This window comes from Fibrobacter sp. UWCM (assembly GCF_900129735.1).
Lineage (GTDB): Bacteria > Fibrobacterota > Fibrobacteria > Fibrobacterales > Fibrobacteraceae > Fibrobacter.
This window is the reverse complement of sequence record NZ_FQWR01000001.1, coordinates 25,565-49,597: the sequence shown is the minus strand read 5'-3', so window position 1 is coordinate 49,597 and position 24,033 is coordinate 25,565. Positions and strand designations below refer to the sequence as shown.

Annotated in this window: 15 protein-coding genes; 6 read left to right on the top strand and 9 right to left on the bottom strand. The window is 54.4% G+C overall.

Annotated features, from left to right (window positions below):
* Positions 1–125 precede the first annotated feature (125 nt).
* Both BUB22_RS00180 and BUB22_RS00175 read left to right on the top strand, forming a co-directional pair.
* Positions 126–4,496: a fibro-slime domain-containing protein gene (locus BUB22_RS00180; protein WP_083535280.1), complete on the top strand. Its 4,371-nt coding sequence runs from the start codon at positions 126–128 to the stop codon at positions 4,494–4,496.
* A gap of 43 nt (positions 4,497–4,539) precedes the next feature.
* Complete coding sequence (locus BUB22_RS00175) at positions 4,540–4,953, top strand: SPOR domain-containing protein (protein ID WP_072813471.1); 414 nt, start codon at positions 4,540–4,542, stop codon at positions 4,951–4,953.
* Between the two features lie 59 nt (positions 4,954–5,012).
* Here BUB22_RS00175 and BUB22_RS00170 read toward each other — a convergent pair whose 3' ends face one another.
* The 3 genes from BUB22_RS00170 to BUB22_RS16530 form a co-directional block, all read right to left on the bottom strand.
* A complete protein-coding gene (locus BUB22_RS00170) occupies positions 5,013–9,104 on the bottom strand; it encodes a hypothetical protein (RefSeq protein ID WP_073113413.1) in 4,092 nt (1,363 codons plus the stop codon).
* Positions 9,105–9,140: 36 nt separating this feature from the next.
* The gene (locus tag BUB22_RS00165; protein WP_073113412.1) at positions 9,141–10,061 is read right to left on the bottom strand and encodes a glutamate--tRNA ligase family protein; all 921 of its coding nucleotides are present in this window, start codon (positions 10,059–10,061) and stop codon (positions 9,141–9,143) included.
* Between the two features lie 77 nt (positions 10,062–10,138).
* Positions 10,139–10,300, bottom strand: a complete 162-nt coding sequence (locus BUB22_RS16530; protein WP_175547196.1) for a hypothetical protein — start codon at positions 10,298–10,300, stop codon at positions 10,139–10,141.
* Positions 10,301–10,452: 152 nt separating this feature from the next.
* On the opposite strand from BUB22_RS16530, the gene BUB22_RS00160 reads away from it, so the two are divergent.
* Positions 10,453–11,043, top strand: a complete 591-nt coding sequence (locus BUB22_RS00160; RefSeq protein ID WP_175547195.1) for a hypothetical protein — start codon at positions 10,453–10,455, stop codon at positions 11,041–11,043.
* The gene (locus BUB22_RS00155) at positions 11,043–11,639 is read left to right on the top strand and encodes a 3'-5' exonuclease (protein WP_073113411.1); all 597 of its coding nucleotides are present in this window, start codon (positions 11,043–11,045) and stop codon (positions 11,637–11,639) included. The genes BUB22_RS00160 and BUB22_RS00155 overlap by 1 nt, the downstream gene beginning before the upstream one ends.
* A gap of 66 nt (positions 11,640–11,705) precedes the next feature.
* Here the strand turns inward: BUB22_RS00155 and BUB22_RS00150 are convergent, their stop codons facing one another.
* The 6 genes from BUB22_RS00150 to BUB22_RS00125 all read right to left on the bottom strand — a co-directional run bounded on the left by BUB22_RS00150 (position 11,706) and on the right by BUB22_RS00125 (position 18,919).
* Positions 11,706–12,821, bottom strand: a complete 1,116-nt coding sequence (locus BUB22_RS00150; RefSeq protein WP_175547194.1) for a glycoside hydrolase family 3 protein — start codon at positions 12,819–12,821, stop codon at positions 11,706–11,708.
* Between the two features lie 118 nt (positions 12,822–12,939).
* Positions 12,940–15,471 (bottom strand): DNA topoisomerase III, encoded by a 2,532-nt coding sequence (locus tag BUB22_RS00145; RefSeq protein ID WP_073113409.1) that lies wholly within the window; start codon positions 15,469–15,471, stop codon positions 12,940–12,942.
* A gap of 2 nt (positions 15,472–15,473) precedes the next feature.
* Positions 15,474–16,607, bottom strand: a complete 1,134-nt coding sequence (locus BUB22_RS00140) for a glycosyltransferase (protein WP_073113408.1) — start codon at positions 16,605–16,607, stop codon at positions 15,474–15,476.
* A gap of 154 nt (positions 16,608–16,761) precedes the next feature.
* Positions 16,762–17,472: a queuosine precursor transporter gene (locus BUB22_RS00135; RefSeq protein ID WP_073113407.1), complete on the bottom strand. Its 711-nt coding sequence runs from the start codon at positions 17,470–17,472 to the stop codon at positions 16,762–16,764.
* A gap of 2 nt (positions 17,473–17,474) precedes the next feature.
* A complete protein-coding gene (gene queF, locus BUB22_RS00130) occupies positions 17,475–17,951 on the bottom strand; it encodes a preQ(1) synthase (RefSeq protein ID WP_073113406.1) in 477 nt (158 codons plus the stop codon).
* Positions 17,952–18,058: 107 nt separating this feature from the next.
* Positions 18,059–18,919 carry a glycoside hydrolase family 26 protein gene (locus tag BUB22_RS00125; RefSeq protein ID WP_083535275.1) on the bottom strand — a complete coding sequence of 287 codons (861 nt, stop codon included), beginning with the start codon at positions 18,917–18,919 and terminating at the stop codon, positions 18,059–18,061.
* Between the two features lie 138 nt (positions 18,920–19,057).
* Between BUB22_RS00125 and BUB22_RS00120 the strand changes: the two genes are divergently transcribed.
* A complete protein-coding gene (locus tag BUB22_RS00120; protein ID WP_073113404.1) occupies positions 19,058–20,374 on the top strand; it encodes a GntR family transcriptional regulator in 1,317 nt (438 codons plus the stop codon).
* 75 nt (positions 20,375–20,449) lie between these two features.
* The gene (locus tag BUB22_RS00115; RefSeq protein ID WP_073113403.1) at positions 20,450–24,022 is read left to right on the top strand and encodes a S8 family serine peptidase; all 3,573 of its coding nucleotides are present in this window, start codon (positions 20,450–20,452) and stop codon (positions 24,020–24,022) included.
* Positions 24,023–24,033 lie beyond the last annotated feature (11 nt).

Genomic DNA, 24,033 nt, shown 5'->3' with positions numbered 1-24,033 from the left:
ATTTTACTTAAGTCTCCCGAAAGGGAGGCTTTTTTTTGCGCGAAAAAAAAGTAAATTTCCCCGCAAGTGTGGCATGTTGGGTTATCCCGTATGCTACTGGTTTGAAGCAGTTATGGATAAAAGGTATGAAACATAATAAGACCTCCATCTTAGGGATTGTATTGGGTATCATGGGGCTCCTTGCAGGGGTGCAGGGCGCTTTTGCTTCGTGCGTGGGAAACGTCTACTTCAGGGCGCCTAGCGACTGGACTCAGGCGGTGTTCTTCGTGGAAAACGGCACAATGCCAAAGACCGTTACCACCAAGGACGAAAACGGGTTTTTCTCCGTTGACCTTTCCACCATAACGCAAGAACCTTACATGGCGAAGTTCGGCATAGCGAACTCCACGACCAACGGTGCGGGCAACATCGTGGTACTGGATTCGGTATGGTCGTTCCAGAACATGTACAACCAGATTAGCAACCTTGCTACCATCCCGTGCCCGAACAGTGCGACAGCCCAGGTGTATGTGGCAGAAGACGCTCTCCATCCGGGTTCGACCTACGTGGGTTCCGCTCCCCCCGATGCGAAGTTCTTCTACATATTGCTGCCCGAAGAAAAGGAATGGCAGTCCGATGACCTGATGATTAGCTATACCACTGCGCAGGGAGTAAAGAAGGATACTGCCATGCTTCCTTCGCCGGACTATTGCGGTTGGCACTATATGGTGTTCGATACTCCGCCTTCCGATGCTGTGCTGTACCTGAAGAACAACAAGGATGTGCAGTTGGGCATCAACGGCCTGTGGGACGATGATGGCGAAGCTGACCCGATAGACTTGGGTACCGTTTTTGAAGCATACAGTGTGGAACAGCTGTTCTTTATCCCCGACGACGCCTTGTGGCCCGATGACGGTTCGGGTGGTTGGTACGTGGAATACCCCAATGTGGAAGGTACGTGCACATTCTCTCTCGCCGCAATCATCTACGATAGCGACCAAGAGTTGCTGAACGTGTTTACTTCTGACCCTGATGCGAGTGGGTTTGGCGCCTGCGTGGGCGTGCATACGGGTATTGTCAACGAGGACCTCGGCCCGGACGGCAAGCCCGTGTTCTCGGGTTCTCCGAATGCGGTGAAATGCTTTGGTACTGCACAGAACTTCAATATGCTGTTCAACTACACGCCGGGCGTTAACGAGATGCAGTGCTACGATATGCCCTTCCGTCATTACGGCATGGATACCCGCTGGGGGTTCGATTCCGATTCCACGCACTACGATGCGGATGGCAACGAACTTGCTAAGGGTGGCTTTACGGGCGGGTTCTACCCGCTGGAAAATTCCACGGACGCCTCTGTAGTCGTTATAAACGGTGTGCCGCAGGGTCCGACTCCGAAAGCGCGTAAGAAGCGCAAGGCCGATGCTCCGGTGGGTATCAAGATTGAATATGCCGACCTTGACCATTACTGCAATACTCCGGGCTGGTTTGGCGGTATAGACTGCGGTGCCACGAACGAGTTCAGCAGTGGCGAGAATCCTTCGGCATGGGACTGGGGTGTTCGTGAAGACTGGGCGAAGATGAATAGCAATGTGGCCCTGGAACGTAACCAGCAGTACTGCTTCCAGTCGCATGCGACGTTCACCTACAACGAGGACCAGGAATTCACGTTCCGTGGTGACGATGACATCTGGGTGTTCATCAACAAGAAACTTGCCGTGGATAACGGCGGTGCCCACCTTGCCGCTCCGGGCCACGTGGTGCTGAAGAACCTGAACACCACCTACGGTGCTGGCTTCCTTGTGCCGGGCCAGGACTATGACCTGGATATCTTCTTCTGTGACCGTCGCACCACGATGACGAACGTCATTATCAAGACGAACATGTACATCAAGCAGTCTACCGGTCTTGACTTCTCGACCCAGCAGACGAGCACGGGTGGCCTGCAGATGAATATCTGCGTGGAAACCTCCGGCGGTGGCGACTGCGCCTCCGTGGCTCTCGGTACCGCTGGGCAGGCGGGCCAGCAAGTTACTAAGGAATGCGGTGGCGATATATCGGTGCCGATTGCTTACTCCATTTCTACCCGCAAGGGCGAAATTCCGGCTAACTGCAGCGACTGTGCGGCGCTCCCGCTCGGTACAATCAGCCACGGCGGTATCGACCTGACCAACCCGAAGGTGCCTGTTGTGTACCCGGATAAGATTGGTGGCCTCGCTCCCGGCTCTTACCGCCTTGTCATCGAAGTCAATGGCAAGAAGACTTACTACTCTTTCCGCATCAAGGGTAACCTCGGTATTGTTTCCCGCGACGTGGTGTTCGATAACGTCGACAAGGAAGCTTCGGTCTACAATTCCGGAACCAAGTGGAAGTTTATTGACAAGGCTATGGCGGGTACGCGCATTCCGGTGTATATCTCCGCTCCCGATGACCAGGGCGGTGTTGACCTGATTTCGGCTCCGGGCCAGAACTACTCGCTATCCCTTACTGCGGGCGCAGCGCTCTACAAGACGAACGACCCTGCCGACCAGACCCCGCTGACAACGCCCTACTCCGGAACGGTGAATCCGACGGGTATCGATACCCTCTGGGTGGAAGTCCCGCTGGCAGGCCTTGCAAGCGGTACGCAGGAGGTGACCGCTTCCGTGGGCAACACTTCGGCTAAGCTTACGTTCTATGCACCGACAATCACGTTTGCGGAACCCGCTACCAAGGATTCCTTGGGTAACGTGCTTACCTGGAACCCGGTTACGCAGGACCCGGATACGGATGCGGACGGTGATGAGTACTTCCACTGGGTAAGCGCCGACGTGGACTTCTACGTTATCGCGATGAACCCGATAACCAACAGCGTGTGCAAGGAATGCTCGTTCGTGCTTGACGTCATCGACGCATCGAACGGTATTGTTTCGCAGGTGTCGCCGTTTAACGAGGGCGTGGCTCTCGTGCGCATTCGCAGCAACGTGGAGTATTCTACTACTGCGGCCTCGATGGTAGTTGCTGCCCTCGACAACAACGCGATTGCTGCCCCCTATGGCAACATGCACTTCTACAAGCCGCCTGCACCGATGCCGCTCATTGTCGACATGTTCGACGTGAAGGGCGCCCCGCTTGGCGAAATGAACATTTACCATGACTTCCATAGCGAAAGCCAGGAATACCTTGACGGTAAGGCGGATTCGATGGCGATTATCTACGACCGTGCGATTCATGCGGACTCCGTCCCGACGTACATCTGCCTGCATTTTGACGAGAGCAACCTCGACAAGATTAACCCGTACGATATGGGCATTTCGAACAACTCTCGCGACACCGAGATGTATTGCTCTACGCAGTTTGACTCCGCGACTGTCAGGAAGGCCTACGACCGTAGCCCGGATGGTGGACAGACGCTCGTGTTTGCCGTGGATGACGCGTTTACGAAGGACGTGAAGACCAAGGTGAACCCCGACAACAAGATTGCCTCGTTCACGAAGTACGAATGGAAGGGCAAGGAAGTGAAGACCTTCTTCGAGAAGGGCCTTACTGACCGCATGGCTCCGGTGATTCTTGCGGCCCGCGTGTCTAACGAAGGTGACGGCGCTGTTTATGACCAGGTGAGGATTATCATTTCTGAACCGGTGACTGTACTGGATGCGGGCTTTGGCGCGCAGGCGTTCAGCTATTACCTGAACTCCGCCATCGATATCGCGAGCGAGTCTGCCCGTTACATGCACTCGACGGCGGGTAACGTGCCGCAGCCGAAGAAAGATACCATCAATCTTCGCTACTACAACGCCGACCCGAACAACCCGACTCCGCACGTGGGCGACTACATCCGCTTCCGTGCCGATGCCCTGATTTGGGCCGATACCTCGAACGGTTTTGCTCCGGGTGCCGATACGCTGCGTTCTGCGGATGATGCTTCTTGGACCTGGAATTCCCCGACGAACTACAACTCCACCAAGCGCTTGCCTTCTCCGTGGGTGCAGGTCGTGGGTGATGCCAAGATTACCGTGACCACGATTTCGTACAACATTGCCGATCCGTCGAGGGTGACGCCCGACATGCCGGTGGGCGAGATATTCCCCGTGAAGACGAACGAGAACATGGACAAGGTAAAGGCTGCCCATCCGGGTACGCTCGGTCATTTTGTGCAGTCCGACATGGGCTCCATTATCGGGTCTAAGGATGAATATGCCTCGGTGGACAAGAGCGAAGTGTACTTCCAGTACGAAGTGGACTACTTTACCAACCTGGGAACGTTTGTTGCACACCAGAGCGGTAAGCTCTACTGCAACGACAAGTTCTTCTCGCCCGACCCGAAGACCACTCCGGATGGCATGGGTGACTGCGTGAAGAACCCGCGCAACTTCTACGTGGCCTGGAACATGCTTTCGGACAAGCACCGTCTGGTGGGTACTGGCGCCTACATCACCAAGTACAGTTCGTTCGTGAAGCTTGCCGACAAGGGCAAGAAGGCCAAGAAGGAACTGACCGAAGTCTGGGGCGTGAAGCGCGGCAAGGGCGTGGTCAAGTAAAGTGTCACACCGAAGCTGGGGTCTTTTTTTCTAAATTATTGATATGCGAAAGATTGCTATAAGCCTGTTTGCGTGCGCCCTCTCTACCCTCGTGTGGGCGGGCGAACCTACCGATATCGATTCCCTCTTCCGTGGCAAGGAATACAAGCCCGAACTCAGCGCATCGCTCCGCGATACGACCAACGTGAATTCGGCGGTTCCGGGCAAGAAGGACTCGAAGGATTCGAAGGGCAATGGGCTCTACGTGCTCCAGTTCGAAGCCGTGGGTGACTTTGATGCCGCCCAGCGCCGCAGGGCACAGATTTCTGCCGCGACCGGCTACAACATCAACGTGGTGTTCGATGCCCCGTTCTACAAGCTGCGTGGCGGTGGCTGGACCACGAAGAAGGCCGCCGACGACAAGGCTCGCGAACTTTCCGTTTATAACATCAACGCGCTCGTAGTTAAACTAAGGTAAATCGGGCCTTGCCCGTGAATGAAAAGGCTCGTGCTAAACGAGCCTTTGCTTTTTCTGTTTTATAAAAGTCCTAGTAACTGCTTTACGGCGAAGTCGTCCAGGTTCGTCGGTATGAGGGCGCGTTCTTCGGGCGAAACGTAGGTGAACTTGCGCTCGCTATCGGGGCGCATGCTCCTGTCGCGTAGCACTACGGGCAGGTTCTTCGTAGAATAGAAGAACTTGCCGGTCTTGATGAACTTGTGCCTCTGGCAACCCTGCTTGATGGCGTCGTTCAATGCCTGCAGAATCTTCGGGCCCGCGCGGTCCACGTGGTGGAGCTCCAGCAGGCGGGATAGCAGCATCTCTTCGTGAATGGGCGCCTCGTGGTCCACGTAGAACTTCATCTGCACAATAAGCGCGATGCAGTCAAGTTCGGCAATCGGCTTGTCGTGTGCCGTCCCTTCGATTTTCGGGTGAACGACCTGGTACGGGACTGCCGTTACCTCGGGCTCGTTGCCGTCGTTTGTCGCATCGCCCGTTTCGGATTCTTCGGGTGGCGGCGGGGCCACGCTCTGCTCAATCGCGATGGTCGTTACGATGTGGCTTGTCTCGTCGTTGTATGAGAGGTACCAGAATGGAGTCCAGATAGAAATAACCTTCCAGCCCAGCTGGCGGAGTATTATCGGGCGGATGTATTCGCGGTCTTCCACGGATTCGCGGAACCGCTCGCTGGTACAGTCGTCCTCGATGACGGCGAGGAAGCGGTTCGCGTTGTTCGCGTCCACCACGACGGGCCCGACCGGGATGCCGCCTTCGGAGAAACTTTCCTCCGCATTGATGTTCTCGCGCTTCAGCAAGTCTATGACCTGTTCGCGGAGTTCTGAATCTGCGATGTGCGATTCGGCGGGTGCGTCATCCGATTTGCCCTGCAGGTAGCTGATCCAGTCCCAGAAAATCGAGGGCTTTGCCGTTTTTTGCATGGCGAGGTCTTGCTTCGTGATGAAGGTAACCGTCTCGTTGCGCGCAAGCGTCGTGCATACGGCGAACTTGCGGTCTGCCGTAATCTTGTCTATGCCCTCGTTTTCTGCGCAAATGAATATCACGTCGCGGTAGCGGTCTACGGCGCGGTCGGGAGTCTTCACGTAGAAACTGATGGGCATCTCCGACTGCACGAAGAACGATTTCTTTGCGGACTTTTCGGCGAGCGTGCTGATTGCCGTTTCGATTTCGTGGCAGCGGTCCTCGCTGAATGCGATGATTCCGAGGGTCTGGCCCGGGTGCTTTTCGGCATGCTGGACGGCTGCCTTCGCGATATCGAGAACCTTGTCTGCGGTAACCTTCAGCTGGCAGTTCTTGGCCTTGCTCTTGAACGGGAGCGGGAACTGCTTGATGCCGCCGTTGTAGATATGCGAGTTCGCGAACTGGAAGAGCGTGGGGTTTGTGTAGAATTCCGAGTGCCAGAGTTCGCGCGTGGGAATACCGCGACGGAGCGTAGCCGTCATGATATTTTCCATAAAGAACGTCGTGTGCGGGGGAGCCACGTCGAGGAACGCGTCGTAGGCGTGCTGCTCGATGGTGGGCACGTGCGGGTTCCCGACCAGGATGGTCTTTTTTGCAAGAAGCACGAGCGGGATTGCCTCTGCGACCGAGATGCAGTCCGCATCGAGCAGAATCACGGTATCGAACTGCCTGTCCTTGCTGAGCGAGAACGCCTCGTCGATACTGAGTATGGCGAGCTTGCCCGTGTCGGCAATGGCATGGACTTCGCGGAAGTTCGCGTTGCAGAACTGGTCGAGCAGTGTGCGGTACTGCTTGCTCAGCTGGGAATGGGCCTTGGGCGATTTCGCGAACAGTTCTGGGTTCGTCTTGCCAATCTTCTGTATCTGCGTGCCTGCCCAGTTGTAGGTGCAGGCCTTCACGATTTCTTCGTTGATGGCGCCCGGGTTCTGCAGGTAGCGTACGAGGCTCGTGCACCCGAGTTCTGCGACCTTCTGGAACAGTACGGAAAGTTCAATGTGAGAATCAATGCTGTTCCAGTTTTCGCGCCAGGTGGCAATCTGCGCAAGCCATTTTTCGAAGGTGAGGCTCTCGAGCGGTGTCGTGAGGTTCAATGCCTGCGAAAGCGAACGCGTTGTAGAAAGCAGTTCCTGGAGGGTATTCCCGTATTCGTCTAATTGCGGGAGAATCGCCTTGATCTTGTGCCAGTGCCCGAGAACGGTGAGCATCAGGTCGAACTGCGGTGCATCCTTGAATTTTTCCCGGAATTCGTAGAGGTAGGTAATCTTCTTGTTCAGGCTTACCCAGTTCGATTTCTCGTAGAGCCAGTCCTTTCCGAGCAGATGGTTCCCGAGGACCGCCGTATCCTTGTAGGCGCGCTTGTTGTCTTGCAGCTCGAGGAGCGTGTCGATAAGGTCGAGCAGGTGCGCGTCCGACGTGACTTCTTTCGGGTTCTTGAGCACCTTCATGAGGCGCCTTCTGGAACTGCGGTAACGGTCCGAAAGCCCCTTGAGCGTTGTCTTCAGGCTTTCTGCAAATTCGTCGCGGAACGAGAGGATGTTCTCGTCGATGGCATCTTCGGTGTAGATGTCGGATGTCTGCCTGTGGTAGCGCACCCAGCTGTCACCTGCTTCGGGGAGCGCGCGGAGAGTATCCTGGTAGGCACTCCAGCTGGAGGACTTGAGGTCCCAGTCTTCAAATTCGGGAGTCTGCGCGTCGAAGTTGTTGCGGATGAGTTCGATGACATCGGCAAGAACGTTGAGGTAGACGCCCGTGGGGAAGAATTTTTCTTTCTCGAAAAGTTCAATCAGCGGGCAGAGCGCGCGTGCCTTCTCTTCGGCGGTCTGGAGTATGGCTTCGATCTCGGCCTTCTTTTCGGGAGTGAGGTCTGCGACCTTCACGTTTTCAAAAGTCTTGCGCGCGGTGATGCCGTTCTGGCTGAAGTACAGGGCGACAATCTGTTCAAGCGTGTTGCGCAACTGGTTGAAGCGTTCGTAGTCGAGCGCGCTCGATTCCTGGAATATGGAATCAACGAACTTGGCCCGCACTTTCGGCGTGAAGGCGAATTCCTTGAGCACGTTCGTGAGGCTCGTATTGCTGGGCTCGACAACCTGGTTTATGGACTTGTAGTAAGAGCGGAAGTAGTTCCTCGCCTCGTTCACCTGTTCGACCAGCGTGTCGCGTTCCGGTCCGCTGAACTGGCGGAACTGCGGGTCCCATTCCTGCAAGAATGCCTGCCTGCTCAGGTTGCGGCGGGTAACGACCAGCGTGCTCTTGCCCTGTGCGAGTGTTTCGGCGACGATGTTCGCGGCGACCCGCATCTTTTGCGTGCCGGGCAGCGTCTGTATGGCATAGCCGAGCGTGCTTTCTTGCAGGGCGTCTATCGTTACCTTCGTGGTATGCGAGTCCGTCGTGTAGAGGAAGTGGTGCTCGGTCGGGTTGAATATCTGGTCAAAATCTGCATCGTCGAATACGGATTCCTTGATCTGGAACCCTTCGTCGTTGAGGAGGGAATTCAGGAAGGAGTTCGCCGCAATGCGTTTTTCGCTGTGGAAATTCTCCATGCATTTCTTGAGCCTGAGCCTGCTCGAGTTGAGGAAGGCAAGGCAGATGCCGTGGCGGGTGAATTTCCAGTTGCGCTCGGTCGAAACGGCCTTTTCGAAAAGCGAAAAGTAGAGCGATATGCTGAACTGCCCGTTGACTATCGCGTCTTCGGCGCTCGGGAGCCCGATATCGGGCATGCGTTCACGCAACACGATGTTTTCCATCGGGAGCGTCTTGGAAAGCGTAAGCGACTTGCCTTTGGCATCCACATCGATAGGGACAAGCAGGCTCGGTGCGAGCGCGTTGCCGTCCCACTTGAGGAACCCGAGGAGCAGGTAGAGGTCGGACTTCCCGAAATCCTGGCGCTTTTCCCGGAACACGGAGGAAAGGATTTGCTCGCGTTCCTGTTTCTGCTTCGCGGTGAATGTCTGCGATTCGGGAAGGAACGTATCCAGCGGGATAGGCGTACCGGAATGGAGCCACCTGTCGTAGAAGGCGTCTCCGGCTTCAAGCAGCAGGGGTGTCTGGAATTCGTTCTTGATAGAAAAATGCAACAGCCTGTCCTTGTTTTCGAAAAGGGCGGCTTCCTCGCATATCTTCTTCACGGTAGACACTTGTGTTGCTTGCGGCATATTAAGAATATAAGATTTTTTGCTGTTTAGGCAAGTTTACAGGGATTGTTCTACAATCGAAATGGCATTTTCAAGGCTCAGGGGGGTGCTGTTCGGCAGAAAACCCGCCTTGTGGCATACCCTGCCCAGCAGTTCGCTGGCGGTAATGCCCGCATCGCGGTCTTGGCGCAGGCTGTGGGCGCGTTCCCGCTTGGAAAGCTTTTTGCCTGCGGGGTCCACGATAAGCGGGTGGTGCAGGTACAGCGGTGGGGTTTCGCGCCCGAGCAGGCGCATGAGGGCGATTTGCCTTGCGGTTGAACTGCGAATGTCCTCGCCGCGCACGATATGGGTGATTCCTTCCTCGATGTCGTCGACGCAGACGGCGAACTGGTATGTCCATTGCCCCTCGCGGTCACGGATGGGGAAGTCGCCGCATTGCAGTTTCGGATTCTCATTGAAGTCGCCGAGGCGCATGTCGTGCCAGTGTATTACTTTGTCAGGAATTACGATGCGGAGGTTGTGCGGTTGCTCGTCACACCGCAGTCGCGAAGCGACAAGTGTGTCCATGGAGTTTTTTGCCTTGCTGTGCAAGGCTTCGGTATGACGCAGGAAACACTTCCCGCGATAAACGATTTCGCCGGTCTCGCTCTTGGGGTTTTCTGCTTCCAGCTGTTTGCGGCTGCAGTAGCACGGGTACACGAGTCCCCTTTTCTGCAGGCCTTCGAGCGCGGCTTCGTAGAGGGCTGTTCGCGCGCTCTGGATACTTTGGGAATCCCACCGGAATCCGAACCATTCCAGGTCTTCGTAAATGCTGTCGATGTATTCGGGGCGGGCGCGTCCCTGGTCGTGGTCCTCGATGCGCAGGTGTATTTGCAGGCCCCATTTGCGAGCGGCCGCCCACACATAGAGTGCCGAAAGCAGGTGGCCTTCGTGCAGGTAGCCCGTGGGGCTCGGCGCGAATCGTATTTTTCCTTCCATGCAGGGAAATGTAACAAATGTGGCGGTTTTAGGGGGCGATAAGTGCAGTTTTGGGCGAAATTGGGAATTGAATGTGCCTAAAACGAGGCTTTTAATCCCCATTTTTGCGTACAAATTAACGCTTTTTGCTGCTGGAGGAATGCAAAAGTACTCGTTTTTGGTGTATGATGGGGATTAAACTGAACAAAAACAGGTTTTTTATCCCCACCGTGCGGATTTTTTTCACGAATGTACAGCATACAAAGTAAAAAAATGGGGATTGGATGGGGCTAAAAAGGGCCGTTTAATCCCCAATTTTCGGCTTTTTTGTGTTTTTACGGCGCTAAATCCGCATTTTTTATTTATATTCAGAGCGTGAGGGCGTTTGTGCCCGCAAACAGGATTTTGGGTAATGCAAATGAATTTTATGCGCGCTTTTAGGATTGCCGTCGTCGCTGTGGCGGCCTGCACGGTGTTCTCCTTTGCAGAAGATATTGTCGCGAAGACTTCGAACGGCTCGACCGTGATTCTGCACGATAACGGCCGTTGGGAATATTACCAGAATAATGCGAACATTCGCGATGTGCGCGAATCCGCCGTGCCGAAGGATGCCCGTTTCGAGGTTTCCGTGCTGTACGAAAGTCCGGACAAGGTAAAGAAGAACGTGCGCATGGCGCTCGAGGCGGACTTCGCTACCGAAGAAGAAATCAAGGATAGCCTCCGCAAGGTACCGAAGGGAGGCTACGTGTACTTCCAAGTGCCCACGAAGCAGATTAAGCCCGGGCTTACGCGTGAACTCACGTACTCGCTGTACGATGGCGGCAAGAAGGCGATATTCACGAAGACGGTCCGTGATTCCGAGGCCACCCCGAGCGAGGATGCCGGTATATCGAATCTGCTGGTGGTGCCCGTTTACGGTCGCCCGAAGTCGAAGGTGATGCAGGCGAAGGTCGAGGACCGCGCAAATCACGCCACGCTCGATATAGACATCCCGATACGCTGATGACTGCCGCACAACCTGAACTACTGAAATTTGCGGTCGTTGATGTGGAAACGACCGGCGGAGCGGGCGACTCGAATCGCATTACCGAAATAGGGATTGCCCTGCTGGATGGCGACGAGCAGGTAGGGGAGTTCCATAGCCTTGTAGACCCGGGCGTGCCCATAACGCCGTTTGTCAAGAACCTGACCGGCATTACCGATGAGATGGTAAGCGGTCAGCCGCAGTTCCAGGCGCTTGCCGAAAAGATTGCGGAACTCCTGGACGGGCGAATCTTTGTCGCACATAACGTGCAGTTCGATTGCCGGATGGTGCGCGCGGAGCTCAAGCGTTGCTGTGTTAAGTTTGACCCGCCGAGACTATGCACCGTGAAGACTTCGCGCAAGTTTTTCCCAGGATTGCCTAGCTACAGCCTGCACAACCTGACGGAATCGCTCGGGCTCAGCGACTTTAGGCATCACCGCGCGATGGACGACACGCTTGCCTGTGCGGAAATTCTGAAACTCGCCTACAGGAAGGTCGGACCGGAACGTATTTTGAAAGAGGTGAAGAACCTTTCCACCCCCAAGAAGGCGCGTGTCTTGAGCCCCAAAGTCTAATTTGCAATAAACATTGCCCAACCCGAACCAACTAGCAACCAATAACCATTGACTAATAACTAACAACTAATGACTAGTCAATAGTCCGGCCCGGAACTTCATCTTCAATATGCGGGCGACAGACTTCTCGATACATACAAGGTAATCGCTGCTTTGCAGGGCGAGTTCGATCAGGGTGTTCTTCATGTCTACCGCTTTTGTGGGGTAGGTCGTCATGAACATATCGTTGCCGGCATCGAGTGCCGCCTTCACCACCTTCTTGAATTCCGATGCGGGGTAGGGGTTCGGGAGCGGAGCTTCGGGACCGCTTATCCATGAACGCAGATTCGTTCCCCAAAGGTCGTCGGTAAGCACCACGATATCGTCGTCGATGTCGTGGGCCATCTTCACGATTTTCGGTTCAAAGACCGCGGGTGCATCAGAAATTTTCGTGTATCGCACGCTGCTCATCATGATGACGGGGGCATCCGGGGCGAGCGCCTTGAATGGCGCCACGTTCTCGCGGATTTTATCTTCGGTCGCATCGCTTTCTGCCATCTGCAGGTCGCTATTGGTTTCGCTGTCATAGCCCGGGAAATGCTTTGCGGCGCTGATGATTCCGCTAGCCTTCATTCCCTTCACGAACGCGCGGGCCTTCTCGATATTCTCGATGCCACCCCAGGAACGTCCATGGAGTTCCATGAAGGTTTCCCTGCCGTTTATATCGGAGGGCGGGTCGATAGCCGGGGCGAGGTTCAGGTTGATTCCCGTCTTCTTGAGGGTGGCGCCGATTTCACGTGCGGTTCGCTCGATTTTTTCGGGCGCCATCTCGCGCATTTCCTTCGCACTCAAGGCCTTTTCCCACTTGCGGTCAAGACTTCGTATGCGGTTCACGTGGCCACCTTCTTGGTCGATGGTCACAAGAAGCGGAATTTTTGCCCTCGAGGCGATGTTCTTGAGGTTCTTCTGGAGCTGGTTCCTGGTCGAGAGATGCGCGCCCATCACGAGTACGCCGCCAAGGTTATTCTCGATGACAAAATCCGGGGGCGACATGTACACCATGATCATCTGCCCGACCTTTTCTTCGAGAGTCATTGAATCCCACAGCGGCTGGAGCTCTTGGGGGAGCCCCTGTGGTGTTGCCGTCGCAAGCCCGCAGAGCGTCAATGCCATTGCAACGATAAAGAGGATTCTTTTTCTCACAACAAACATCTCGCAACCCTAGCCAACCAGCAACCAATAACTAATAACCAGCAACTAACAACTAATAACTAATAACTAATAACTAATAACTAATAACTATTGACCAATGACCAACCAACTACCCTTCGCTTTTTGCGGCACTCTTCTTGAAGAACCTGCGCGGCTTGAACTCGCGCGGCGGGAAGTCGAACTTGAGCTTGCCCTTTTCGAGCGTGAGGTAGGCGTCAAATAGCCTGCGCGTCTTGTTGCTGCGGAAACCCTTGATGAGTTCGGTCTTTTCGCCCGCGAGGAGCTTCTGGATGGCTTCCATCGGGATTTCCTTGCCGAGCAGCACCTTGGGCAGGTTCAGGCCCGAGGGTTTCTTGTCGATGTAGCTCTGGCTCACGTAGCCGGTGAGCGTCTCGAACACGTCGGTGTTGTCGATGGGCGACTTGCCCACCTTCTCGCCGATTTCGATTTCCTCGGGTTTTTCCTCGAACTTGAACTCGATTTTGTTCTGGTCGTTGATGATGAGCACCGCGGTGAATTCCGCGCCGCGCTTGCTGCGGAACCCGGGCAGCGGGCCAATCTTACGCTTGGTGAGGAGTTCCACGATTTCTTCGTCGGAGAGGTGCTTGCCGCCAATCATCTTGCGGATGACGATGCCGTCTTCGGTGGTGTAGCGGCTCACGGTCTCGAACACCTTCTTGCCGTTCACGGGGCTGAACTTCGCCTCGCCGGTGGTGTTCTCTTCCTTGAATCCCTTGATGTTCTTCACCATGTTCTTCGTCATGTCGACGATGCCCTTCATGAAGTTCTCGCGGGATTCCTTGCCCTTGCTGATGAGGTCCATCTTGTATTCCCACTCGCCGGTGAGTTCCGGGCTCGTGAGCGCCTCGCAGTTCATGGCCGAGAGGACCTTGATGAGGTCGAATGCCTTCGCCGTCGGGATCATTTCCTTCCCGTCACGGACAACATACTTGTCGCTTACCAGTTTCTCGATAATGGCGGCGCGTGTCGCAGGCGTACCAAGCCCGCGCTCCTTCATGGCGTCGCGCAGCTCGTCGTCCTCGACGAGCTTGCCTGCGCTTTCCATCATGGAAAGGAGCGTGCTTTCGGTGTAGTGCGCAGGCGGCTTGGTGAAGTCCTCGTTACTGCGCATGTCAAGCGTCTTCGCGTCGGCTCCCTTCAGGGGCGGCACGTTCGATTCGTCATCGCTGTCCTTGCCGTAGACCGCCTTGAAACCCGGGTCCACGAGAATCTTGCCTTCGGTAATGAACGTTTCGCCCTCGACGGTCGTGATGCGCGTCGTGTTCAGGTACTGTGCCGGCGGGAAGAACACCGCGATAAAACGCTGGCACACCATCGTGTAGATTTTCTCTTCGGCTTCGGAGAGTCCCTTCGGGGCAACGCCCGTGGGGATAATGGCGAAGTGGTCCGAAATCTTCGTGTTGTCAAAGACCTTCGGGGTGCGTTTCACGTAGTTCTTGTCGAGAGCCTCCTGTGCGAACTTGGCGAGCGGGCCTTCGATTTTGGCGAGGGTCGCCTTCACGGGGGCCACGTAGTCTTCGGGCAAGCAGCGGCTGTCGGTACGCGGGTAGGTCGTGGCCTTGTGCTTTTCGTACAGGGCCTGCGCAATCGAGAGCGTAGTCTTGGCGCTAAAGCCGAAGCGGTTGTTCGCCTCGCGCTGGAGCGTGGTGAGGTCGTAGAGCTGCCCGCACTTCTGCTGGCTGGGCGCGGTCGATTCCTCGATCTTGCCGGGCTTGCCCTTGCACTTCTTGAGAATCTCGTTCGCCTTCTTCTCGTCAAAAATCTGCTTGATGCGGTCCTTGCCGTCGCCTTCGAACCATTTGCCCAGGTAGTTCACGCCGCCGTTGTCGAAGTCCGCATCGATGGTCCAGAACTTTTCGGGCTTGAACTGCTGGCGTTCTTCCTCGCGCTTCACGATGATGGCGAGTGTCGGGGTCTGCACGCGGCCGCACGGCGTAATCTGGAACCCGCCCATGCTGCTGTTGTAGGCGGTGAGCCCGCGGCTCCCGTTCATGCCCACGAGCCAGTCGGCCTCGCTGCGGCAGAGGGCGGCATTCTTCAGGTTCTCCATCTCTTCGGCGGTGCGCAGGTGCTCGAACGCGTCCTTGATGGCGGTAGGGGTCATGCTCTGCATCCACAGGCGCTTGATGGTCTTGCCCGTGAACTTGCCCTTGAGTACGTAGTCGAGGATGTAGAAGAAAATCAGTTCACCTTCGCGGCCCGCATCGCATGCGTTCACGATGGTCGTCACGTCCTTGCGCTTGATGAGCTTGCCCACGATGGAAAGCTGCGACTTGGTGGCGGGGGTGGCAACGAGCGGGAATTTTTCGGGGAGCATCGGGAGCGTCTTCATGTCCCATGCCTTGTAGCGCTCGTCAATATCTTTCGGGTCGGCGATGGTTACCAGGTGGCCGATGGCGTGGCTCACGATGGTCGTGTCGCTTTCGTAGTATCCGTTGTTCTTCTTGAACGACTTGGCGCCGAGTACCTTCACGAGGTCGGCCGCAACGCTCGGTTTTTCTGCGATGATGAGGGTTATGCCCTCGCTGGCGGGTTTTGTCGCCTTCTTTGTCGTGGCGGTCTTTGCCGCAGTCTTTGCTGTAGATTCTGTCTTTGTCGTTTTCTTTGTCGTAGTTGCCATCGTTATTTCCACTTGAAGCGTCCGAACAGGCCGAAGAGTACGGCTAGCACGGTGAAGGGGGCGTGGATGAATTCCACAGGGATGCACCACTTTAGCAGGTGCTCCTGCCGGAATACCCTAAGCCCGCGGAGTATTAAAACCAGGTCGCCGACGCACTTTGCCACGAATGTGGCAGCGAAGGCTATGAAAATTTCGAAACTGAAGGGCGAGAGTGCCGCCGCGACGCACTGCATCACGAGGAACAGGAACACCATGGAGAGCACGAACACGATTTTCGGCGTGTAGTAGATGGTCTTCGAAGCCCAGCGCTTGCGCTGTTCCCAGAGTTCCTTGAGGGTCTCCTTGCCGTTCGTCGTCACGAAGGTCGATTCGGCGATGCAGTAGCGCATGGCCCAGGGGCGGTCGGCGGCGAGTTTCTGCATCAGCAGGTCGTCATCGCCGCTCTGGATCTTGAGCACGTTGTCGAACCCGTGAACGCTCTTGAAGAAACTCTTGCGGTAGGCGAGGTTGTTGCCGGTGCTTGTGAGCGGCAGGTGCATGGCGAGGCCTGCGGTACCCGCGACGCGGTAGATGAGGGTTTCTACGGCCTGCATGCAGATAAGCACGCTCGACTTGCCGGGAACGGTCGGAATGTACGAATGCCCCGCTACGAGCTCGATGCCCGGTTCAAATTCTGCCACGATTCCGGCGACCCAGGTGGGCTTCACGATGCAGTCGGCGTCGGTAAGGCAGAGAATCTCGCCCTCGCAGGCGTCGATAAGCTGGCTGAGGGCGTGCTTCTTGGGGCTTACCCCTTCGGGAATCTCCCGGATGGTCAAAATGTGCAGCCGCGGGTTCTTGGCGGCGTATTCCTCGAGGATTTTCGGCGTATCGTCGTCGCTCCGGTCGTCGGCGACCCACACGTCCCACTGCCCTGCATAGTCCTGCGCGAGAACGGAATCGAGCGTCGCCCGGATACCCGCCGACTCGTTGCGGGCTGAAATCAGCACGCTCACGCGCGGTTTTGGTTCCACGTCGGACTGCCCGAGGCGCACCGTACCCAGCGCGCGGTAAAAACGCGCCTCCAGGGCTATGTAGAATAGCCCGAATATGGCAATGAGGCCGATTACCAGGTATGTGAGCACAGTAAAGATCATTTTTCGGGCAAAATTTAGTTCATCGAATCTGAATCTTGGACTGCGGGTGCCGGAACGGGGCGGTGATTTTTCGATACATATATATATGTTAATGTATCGGGTGGAAGCGAAATTTCGCGAATTCGGCGAAAATTTACGTTTTTCGGGGTGGACGCTATTCTTTCACGAGTTCGGGGTGCTTGTCGGCGATGCGCCGTGCGAGGTACACGAACGGTGTATCCATCAGGGAGGTCACGATGAAGATACCGTACCCGAAGACGAGGATTTCGCCGATGGTGTTCCACGGGAATACGCCCGCGAAGGCAAGCAGGTTGAACACCACCACGTTGATAAGCTGGCTTACGAGGGTGGAACCGTTGTTGCGGAGCCACAGGAACCCGCGCTTGTCACCGAACTTCTTTTCGGTCCATTTCCACCAGGCATGGTAGGCCCACACGTCGAACATCTCGCAGACGGCATAGGCGAACAGGCTTGCGAGCATCACGCGCGGGGTATTCGCGAATACGGTGCGGATGGGTTCTGCCATCGTGTCGCCCTCGGCGGGAATGTACAGGAACCAGCTCTGTGAAATCAAAATGAATGTGATGTTCGCGAGGATGCCGATTTTCACGCAGCGGTTGGCTTCTTTTTTTCCGAAGATTTCGCTCATGATGTCGGTCGCGAGGAACGAGGACGCGAAGATGACGTTCCCGAGCGTGGTATCGAGCCCGAAGGCGTGCACCAGGATAAGCACCTCGATGTTTGCCGCGATGGTGCAGATGACGGTCCAGGCGAAGATGCCCTGCTTACCGAAGAAGCGGAAGAAGGCGACGAGGCCGCCGAAGAACGCGAAGATGGAGGCGACGAGAATGATTTCGTTCTGCATGCTTATTTCCTCCTGTCGATGGCAGTGAACAGGCGGGTCTTGGCGAGCGATTCGAATTCGGTGCCGGGCTTGCCGTAGTTCGCGAACGGGTAGAGCGAGATGCCCCCGCGCGGCATGAAGATGCCTTCGACTTCAAGGTACTTGGGGTCGAGCAACTTCACTAGGTCCTTCATGATGATGTTCACGCAGTCCTCGTGGAAATCGCCGTGATTGCGGAACGAGAACAGGTACAGCTTGAGGGACTTGGATTCCACCAGGAACTGGTCCGGAATGTAGTTGATCTTGATTTCCGCGAAGTCGGGCTGGCCGGTTTTCGGGCAGAGGCTCGTGAATTCCGGGCAGTTGAAGGTGACCATGTAGTCGTTTCCCGGGTGCTTGTTCGGGAACTTCTCGAGCACTTCGGGGCTGTATGTGGTCTTGTACTGTGTCTTGTTGTTGCCGAGCAGCGTGACGCCCTCGAGTTCTGTTTCAGAACGCATGCAAATCTCCTAGTTTTGGTTTATAGGCTGGCGAGGCATCTTGTATACTGATGTTGCCGCCTAAAGTCAGGATGGAATTTCGAACTGACTGGCCCAAAGATAGAAAATTAAAGCGTGCCGATGCCTGCCCTCCAGGCATCCACTGCCGCACTCGACGTGTCGAGCGCCCAGTCCGCCTCGAAGCTCTTGCTCTGGTTGAACCACATGACGGCGGAAATCCTCGGGAATTCCACGGGCAGCACCCTGAACATGTCGGTTATCCATTCAGCCTTGTTCCCGCCCGATTCCGTGCACGACGTCTCGGCGATAAACATCGGCTTGTCGATGCCCGCGAGCGCGTTGTACGACTTCCGGAATACCTCCGAGAAGCTCTTCCAGCGGGACCAGCATTTCTTGTCGCCCCAGTTGTAGCCGTCGATGGAGATGTAGTCCACGAAGTCGTCGCCGGGGTAGGTTCCCGTGAAGGTCGTGTTTTCGCCCACGTTCGAGGAATTTGTCGTCCACACCCACTTGACGTTCTTGACGGATTCCTCGCGGAATATCCTTACGATGTGCCGGAAGGCTTCGGCGACGTCCGCGTCGGTGTTGCCTGCGCCGAGCTTGCCCACGCCCCAGTCGTACCAGTCCCCGTTCGCCTCGTGCAGCGGGCGGAGCCAGATTTCGTAGCCGTACTTCTTGACGCCCTTTGCGAAATGGCGTATGTAGGGGTCGGCCTCCCCGTCAATGATTTTGCGTGCACTGTAGCCGTTCGGCATCCACGTGATAACGAGCGTTGAACCGTTCTCGCGTGCCGTTTCGGCGAATGGCTCTACCCAGTCCCATGTGTTTATATCGAACAGTGCGAACAGGCTCAAGAGTTCTGCACGACCTCCTTGGAGAGCCTGAAATGCCTGGATGTTGCCTGCCGTGGGTTGCGGATACTGTCCGTTTCCGCCAACCCATGCCCCTATCTGGATTGTTTTTTGCATGTAACCTCCGGTGTTAGGGTAAAGATATTTTTTCGTTTGCTGTTGGCGAAGGGCGCGTTTTTTTATTATTTTCCAAAGTGTATCTAGTGTTTTACACCGGTGTGACGCAGGTTACAGGACGATAGGAAAGAGGTTGAAATGACAGTAGAAGAAATCTGCAAGTGGCTGGAGTCCTCGAACTACAGGGAAGGTGACCGCCTGCCATCAGTGCGCAGCGTGTCGGAACAGCTTTCGACGTCTACCTGCACGGTGTTCCGTGCCTACCGCAAGCTCATCGACAAGAAGAAGGTTTATGGCGAGCAGGGCAACGGCTATTTCTGGGGCGCCGTCAAGGTCGCCTTGCCGGAGCCGCCCGTGCGCGAGCAGGTGGTGGAACGGCTGGAACGCCTGCTGCAGGAGGACTGGAAATCCGGGCGCTTTGCGACCGATGCCCCTCTCCCGACCATCAAGGAACTTTGTTCGCAGTACGAAACCTCGGTCGGCTCCATGCGGCGTACCCTCGAGAAGTTGCAGGCGGTTGGAATTCTTTCGCGCCGTGGTCGCGGGCGGTTCTTTTTCCGTACGGCGCATGCCCCGAAGGCGAAGGAGATATTGCTGGTAATGCGCGCTAACCCGACGGGGGATTTCTACTGCCTGGGGGAGCGTGAACTGGAATTTATGCAGAAGGTGTACGCCGAGGCCGAGAAGCGAAAGTTGCGTGTGCACGTTCTTGGGTACCACGAGGATTCGGGCAAGTTCTTGGATTCGGCGGGCAAGGCCGTTGCGCCCGAATCGTTCCGCGATGCCTTCGGGGCGATACTTTCCACGATGCTCGTCTTTAAACCGGGCCGCCTCTTTATGCATTTTGCAAGGACTCGGTTCCCCATATCGGTCTGGTGGGAACACCCGCTTTCTGAAATCCCGCGCGCCCTCAAGAAGGAACCGCGGTACGCCTTCTTCAACCTCGCCTTCGGAGAGTTCCCGGGAAGGGCGGTGGGGCGTTTCTTGCGTGAAAGGGGCTGCTCGAACGTTGCCTACATCTCTCCCTACCACTTGAGTTCCTGGTCCATCGACCGCCTGAACGGGCTCAAGAAATCGGGCCTGAATGTTTTCGAGGCGGTGGATGCCGAGCATGCGAGCCCTTACGATTTCAGGGACAAGACGCAGGAGGAATTCGAGCAGATCCTGGCGCGCCTCATAGCGGATATCCCGCACGATGTCGATGCCTGGGTGCTCGTGAACGATGAAGTCGGGAATGCTCTCCACCGCATGTTCATGCGCGGGGAACTTGCACGCCCGCCCTATGTGGTCTCGTTCGACAATACGGTGGACAGCTACCGCATCCGTCTGGATTCCTTCAGGTTCAACCTCGATACTCTTGCCGAACAGTCGGTATTCCACATCGTGTCGCCTGGGGTGACGCTCTACAAGAAGGACGACTTCCGCGAACTCTCCGGCCGCGTGGTAGAGAAGTAGGCTCTTTTGGATTAAGGAACTTGACTTTTTAGATTCAGAAATATAGTTTAGGGAAAGGGCGTAATCGGGTAGAATATGAAACGCTTTTTGGCCATATATTTTTTCCTCGTGTTCGGCCTTGCCTGGTCGAGCCCTTCGGTGCTGTTGACAAGCGACCGACATGTAACGGCATGGAACTTCGTTAATTACCGATTTAGGCTTACGAATACCTCTTCTGCGCCAGTCCTGAATCCTGAAATCAATTATTACGCTGCTCAGGCTCCGCTTGGGGCTGAAGTGGATGTTTCCTCCGGTCTAAATCCCGTAACGGCATCCGTGGTGCAGGCGGGGCAATACACTGTAGTCAAGTTCTCCCTTCACGGTCTTCTTTTCCCTGGGGATTCCGTTGAAATTCATTGCCGCATCTATAGCGAAGGTTTTTTGACAGGCTGGGATTCGTCTAACGACTGGTCATACCAGCATAATGCCGAGGTCTACGAGCCGAACTACTTCATGGCGGTCTATGACGCATCGCACAATATTCTTTGGGGCTCGGACCCACTAGGCGGCAACCAGAATGCATCCGATGTTGTGCTGTGGACTGACCGTGGTAGCAATTTTGCGGTTGAACGGTATGATGGAGACTCGACCGAGGTTGTCCCGGCGGGGCGTTTCTGGCTGCTCAAGGACACGCCCATCTCTCCGAAGGAACGGGACCTGCTTACCGAGCGGGGAATCGTCAAGCATTCCGTCGGCAGGCATCAGGGCAAGACGCTGACCCTGTTTCGCAGCGAAACCGCCGTGCGCAAGCGGCTGCTGGACAGCCTTATTGCGGGGTTCTACAACACGGTTGCCGTGGACGATTCCACTCCGGTAGAGATAGAGTTCTATCAGGATAGTTTATACGTAGATTCATCAAGGATTGACATGGAAATCTACTGCTGGCCTGATGTTTCCGTCAATACGTGCGTTGAAGAAATCGCTGCATGTGGAGGCGACGATATTGGCGTTGCTCGCGGTTTGTTGATTGCGAAGGTCAGGAAGGATTCGCTCCAATGCCTTGCGCAAAGCCGGAATATCGATGGCTTGGTTGTGCAGCACGAACTGGGCTTGGCTAGCAGCGCCGTTGATCGTGATGCCGTCAACATATCCAGCTTGCAGAACAACGACACTGCATGGCAGCGCGCTTTACAGATGGATAGTGCGACAAAAGAATGGCTGTCTGGCGTTAAGTATACGGGAGAGGGGATTGTTGTGGGGGTGTATGATCATGGCGTTGATTTTAATCATCCTGATTTTAATGAGTATGATTCTGTTGGAAATATGAATTCGAGAATAATGCAGGACGAAGAATTTTTTGGAATTCAAATGCAGCGACTTCCTGTTCCTATAACAGATTCGCATGGAACCAATGTTACAGGTGTTCTTGGAGGTAATGGAAATGCCTTTGAGAATTTTTTATATCGAGGGATTTCTCCAAAAATTCATTTTTTTACTTCTTTAGCAAACTATTTGAATCAGGTTGGTCATGTTGTTAATCATTCACATGTTTTTTCAAATTATTATGATGCTTCCGCATTTTCTATAGATGCTGCGATATTTAATAATTGGAAAAGCGCTTGCACAAAAATTGATTCAACTACGGAAACGATAATGATCAACTGTATTGAAGGTGATACTCTTGTTAAAACGGCCGTTGTGGCTGCTGGGAATAATGGTGCATTTACGAAAGATGGTAATGTTCATGGCTTTTATTCTGTTATGTCCAATACAAAAAATGCTCTTGTTGTTGGCAATATGACTAGTGAAGAAAAAGTTAGATTCTATCATTCCAGCATGGGCCCTACATGGGATGGGCGAATTAAACCGGATATTATGGCTCCAGGTGCAACAAGTCAGTTGATTGTTAATGATGATAATCCTGCGGAAATAACGATTGACTATGTAAAACTTTATAGACAAGGAAGTGATTCAAGCTATTTTGAACTTGATTTTAATGGGGATAATTGGGCGGTTAATCCAGAAATTAATACATGCACATCGTATTCAATTGACTTAATTGATGAAAATAATGCGTGTTTTGATTGCATTAGCAAAACAACTAATGATTTGGGGATAACAATGGGCTGGAAACTCATAAATGGTGTTGAAATTCTTAAAACAGATAAAATGGAAATTCGTTTGAAAAAGACTCGAGGATGGAATGAAAAAAATGTCGTACATGGAAATATTTTTTTTGGAAAACATGAATCTTCTTTTTATAGCCCGGTAAACGCGGAAAATAAAACATGGTATAGTAAAATTCCTGTTGTGTGGGATGTGAAAGATACTTTTGGGATTAAAACAATTTATTTAAACTCTTTGAAAGAAAATCTGAAAGCTTTTTTTATTCGACTTGATTTTAATTATATACAAGGCGTTATCTTCCCAACAAATTGTAGTAACAATTATTGTGGTTATGATTTTTCTACGGATGGTGGTACCTCTGTGGCGGCTCCCTTCGTAAGTGGTATTGCCGCCCTTATGTATCAGAAGTTCCGCGACACTACAGGGGATTCCCTGCACAGGCATTCAATGCGAAATTCTACCGTCAAGGCACTCCTGATTCATACAGCAATAGATATGGAAGATTCCGAACAGGCCCATTTTTCTGGCAATCCGGATTTGTATGCAGCACATCACGATGGTACGCCTCACTATACTCCCTATGGCAAGGGACCCGATTTTGCGACGGGCTGGGGGAGGGTTGACGGGGCAGCCGCGCTCGGCCTTATTTCTGGGTATAACAAAAAGACTCGTGAATTCTCCAATTTCAAGGAAATTGAGATAGGGAACGGGTTCGAGAAACGCTGGACGACTGTTGTCGCTAACGAGCAAAACCGACTTAGGGTGACGTTGGTATGGGATGATGCTCCCGGTGAAAGGGGCAAGGCTACGGATTCGCTGAATTTCAAGGAATCTAAGCTAGTCAACGACCTGGATATGTATCTGGTGAGCCCGTCCGGTGAATACCACTACCCCTGGAGGCTAGACCCGTTACCGACGGAATACATTGACACAAGTGGAAATCACTTCGATGCTTCGACAGGGTTTGAAAGAATCCTGGAGGGAAATGTCCACGACGCATATAATGGTTGTGGCTCGGGCGACAGGCTCGACGTGGCGTGCTTCGACCACCTAAACAATGTCGAGGTCGTGGACGTGGATAATCCTGAGCCGGGTCGGTGGCAGGTTGTCGTGATGGGCAGACGACTCGAGGACTACAACAATGCAGACAGCAACGCACAGGTGGCAACACTTGTCAGCGATTCTGCCCTTAAGGAAAGTAATTTCTGCAGCATAGTTCACGATTACGCCCCGCAGACGACATATCGCTGCTCGTATGTACTTGGCGACGACGCCATATCCTACGTCACGTTTGACGAGCGCACACTTGTCGGTGCCGGGGATGATATCCAACTCTTTGACGAGAACGGGACCCTGCTGGGGACTTACGTCGAAAACCAGCTTGCCGGGAAAAGGCTGAAATTCCGCTCAAGGTTGCTTACGGTCGTACTCCATAGTGACAACGACAATTCGCAGGGCTGGGGATTTGGTGTCACGAAAATAAAGGTCTATCCGATGTCGGTTCTGAAAATGCCGTTTGAATTTACAAAGAAGGTGGAGTAGTGTTTTGTAAT

What these genes read in the sequence shown, in the direction of transcription:
- BUB22_RS00125 (WP_083535275.1), bottom strand. Translation starts at nt 18,919, where the DNA reads ATGCAAAAAACAATCCAGATAGGGGCATGGGTTGGCGGAAACGGACAG.
- BUB22_RS00115 (WP_073113403.1), top strand. Translation starts at nt 20,450, where the DNA reads ATGAAACGCTTTTTGGCCATATATTTTTTCCTCGTGTTCGGCCTTGCC.
- BUB22_RS00135 (WP_073113407.1), bottom strand. Translation starts at nt 17,472, where the DNA reads ATGCAGAACGAAATCATTCTCGTCGCCTCCATCTTCGCGTTCTTCGGC.
- BUB22_RS00160 (WP_175547195.1), top strand. Translation starts at nt 10,453, where the DNA reads ATGCAAATGAATTTTATGCGCGCTTTTAGGATTGCCGTCGTCGCTGTG.
- BUB22_RS00155 (WP_073113411.1), top strand. Translation starts at nt 11,043, where the DNA reads ATGACTGCCGCACAACCTGAACTACTGAAATTTGCGGTCGTTGATGTG.
- BUB22_RS00175 (WP_072813471.1), top strand. Translation starts at nt 4,540, where the DNA reads ATGCGAAAGATTGCTATAAGCCTGTTTGCGTGCGCCCTCTCTACCCTC.
- queF (WP_073113406.1), bottom strand. Translation starts at nt 17,951, where the DNA reads ATGCGTTCTGAAACAGAACTCGAGGGCGTCACGCTGCTCGGCAACAAC.
- BUB22_RS00140 (WP_073113408.1), bottom strand. Translation starts at nt 16,607, where the DNA reads ATGATCTTTACTGTGCTCACATACCTGGTAATCGGCCTCATTGCCATA.
- BUB22_RS00145 (WP_073113409.1), bottom strand. Translation starts at nt 15,471, where the DNA reads ATGGCAACTACGACAAAGAAAACGACAAAGACAGAATCTACAGCAAAG.
- BUB22_RS00165 (WP_073113412.1), bottom strand. Translation starts at nt 10,061, where the DNA reads ATGGAAGGAAAAATACGATTCGCGCCGAGCCCCACGGGCTACCTGCAC.
- BUB22_RS16530 (WP_175547196.1), bottom strand. Translation starts at nt 10,300, where the DNA reads ATGCTGTACATTCGTGAAAAAAATCCGCACGGTGGGGATAAAAAACCT.
- BUB22_RS00120 (WP_073113404.1), top strand. Translation starts at nt 19,058, where the DNA reads ATGACAGTAGAAGAAATCTGCAAGTGGCTGGAGTCCTCGAACTACAGG.
- BUB22_RS00170 (WP_073113413.1), bottom strand. Translation starts at nt 9,104, where the DNA reads ATGCCGCAAGCAACACAAGTGTCTACCGTGAAGAAGATATGCGAGGAA.
- BUB22_RS00180 (WP_083535280.1), top strand. Translation starts at nt 126, where the DNA reads ATGAAACATAATAAGACCTCCATCTTAGGGATTGTATTGGGTATCATG.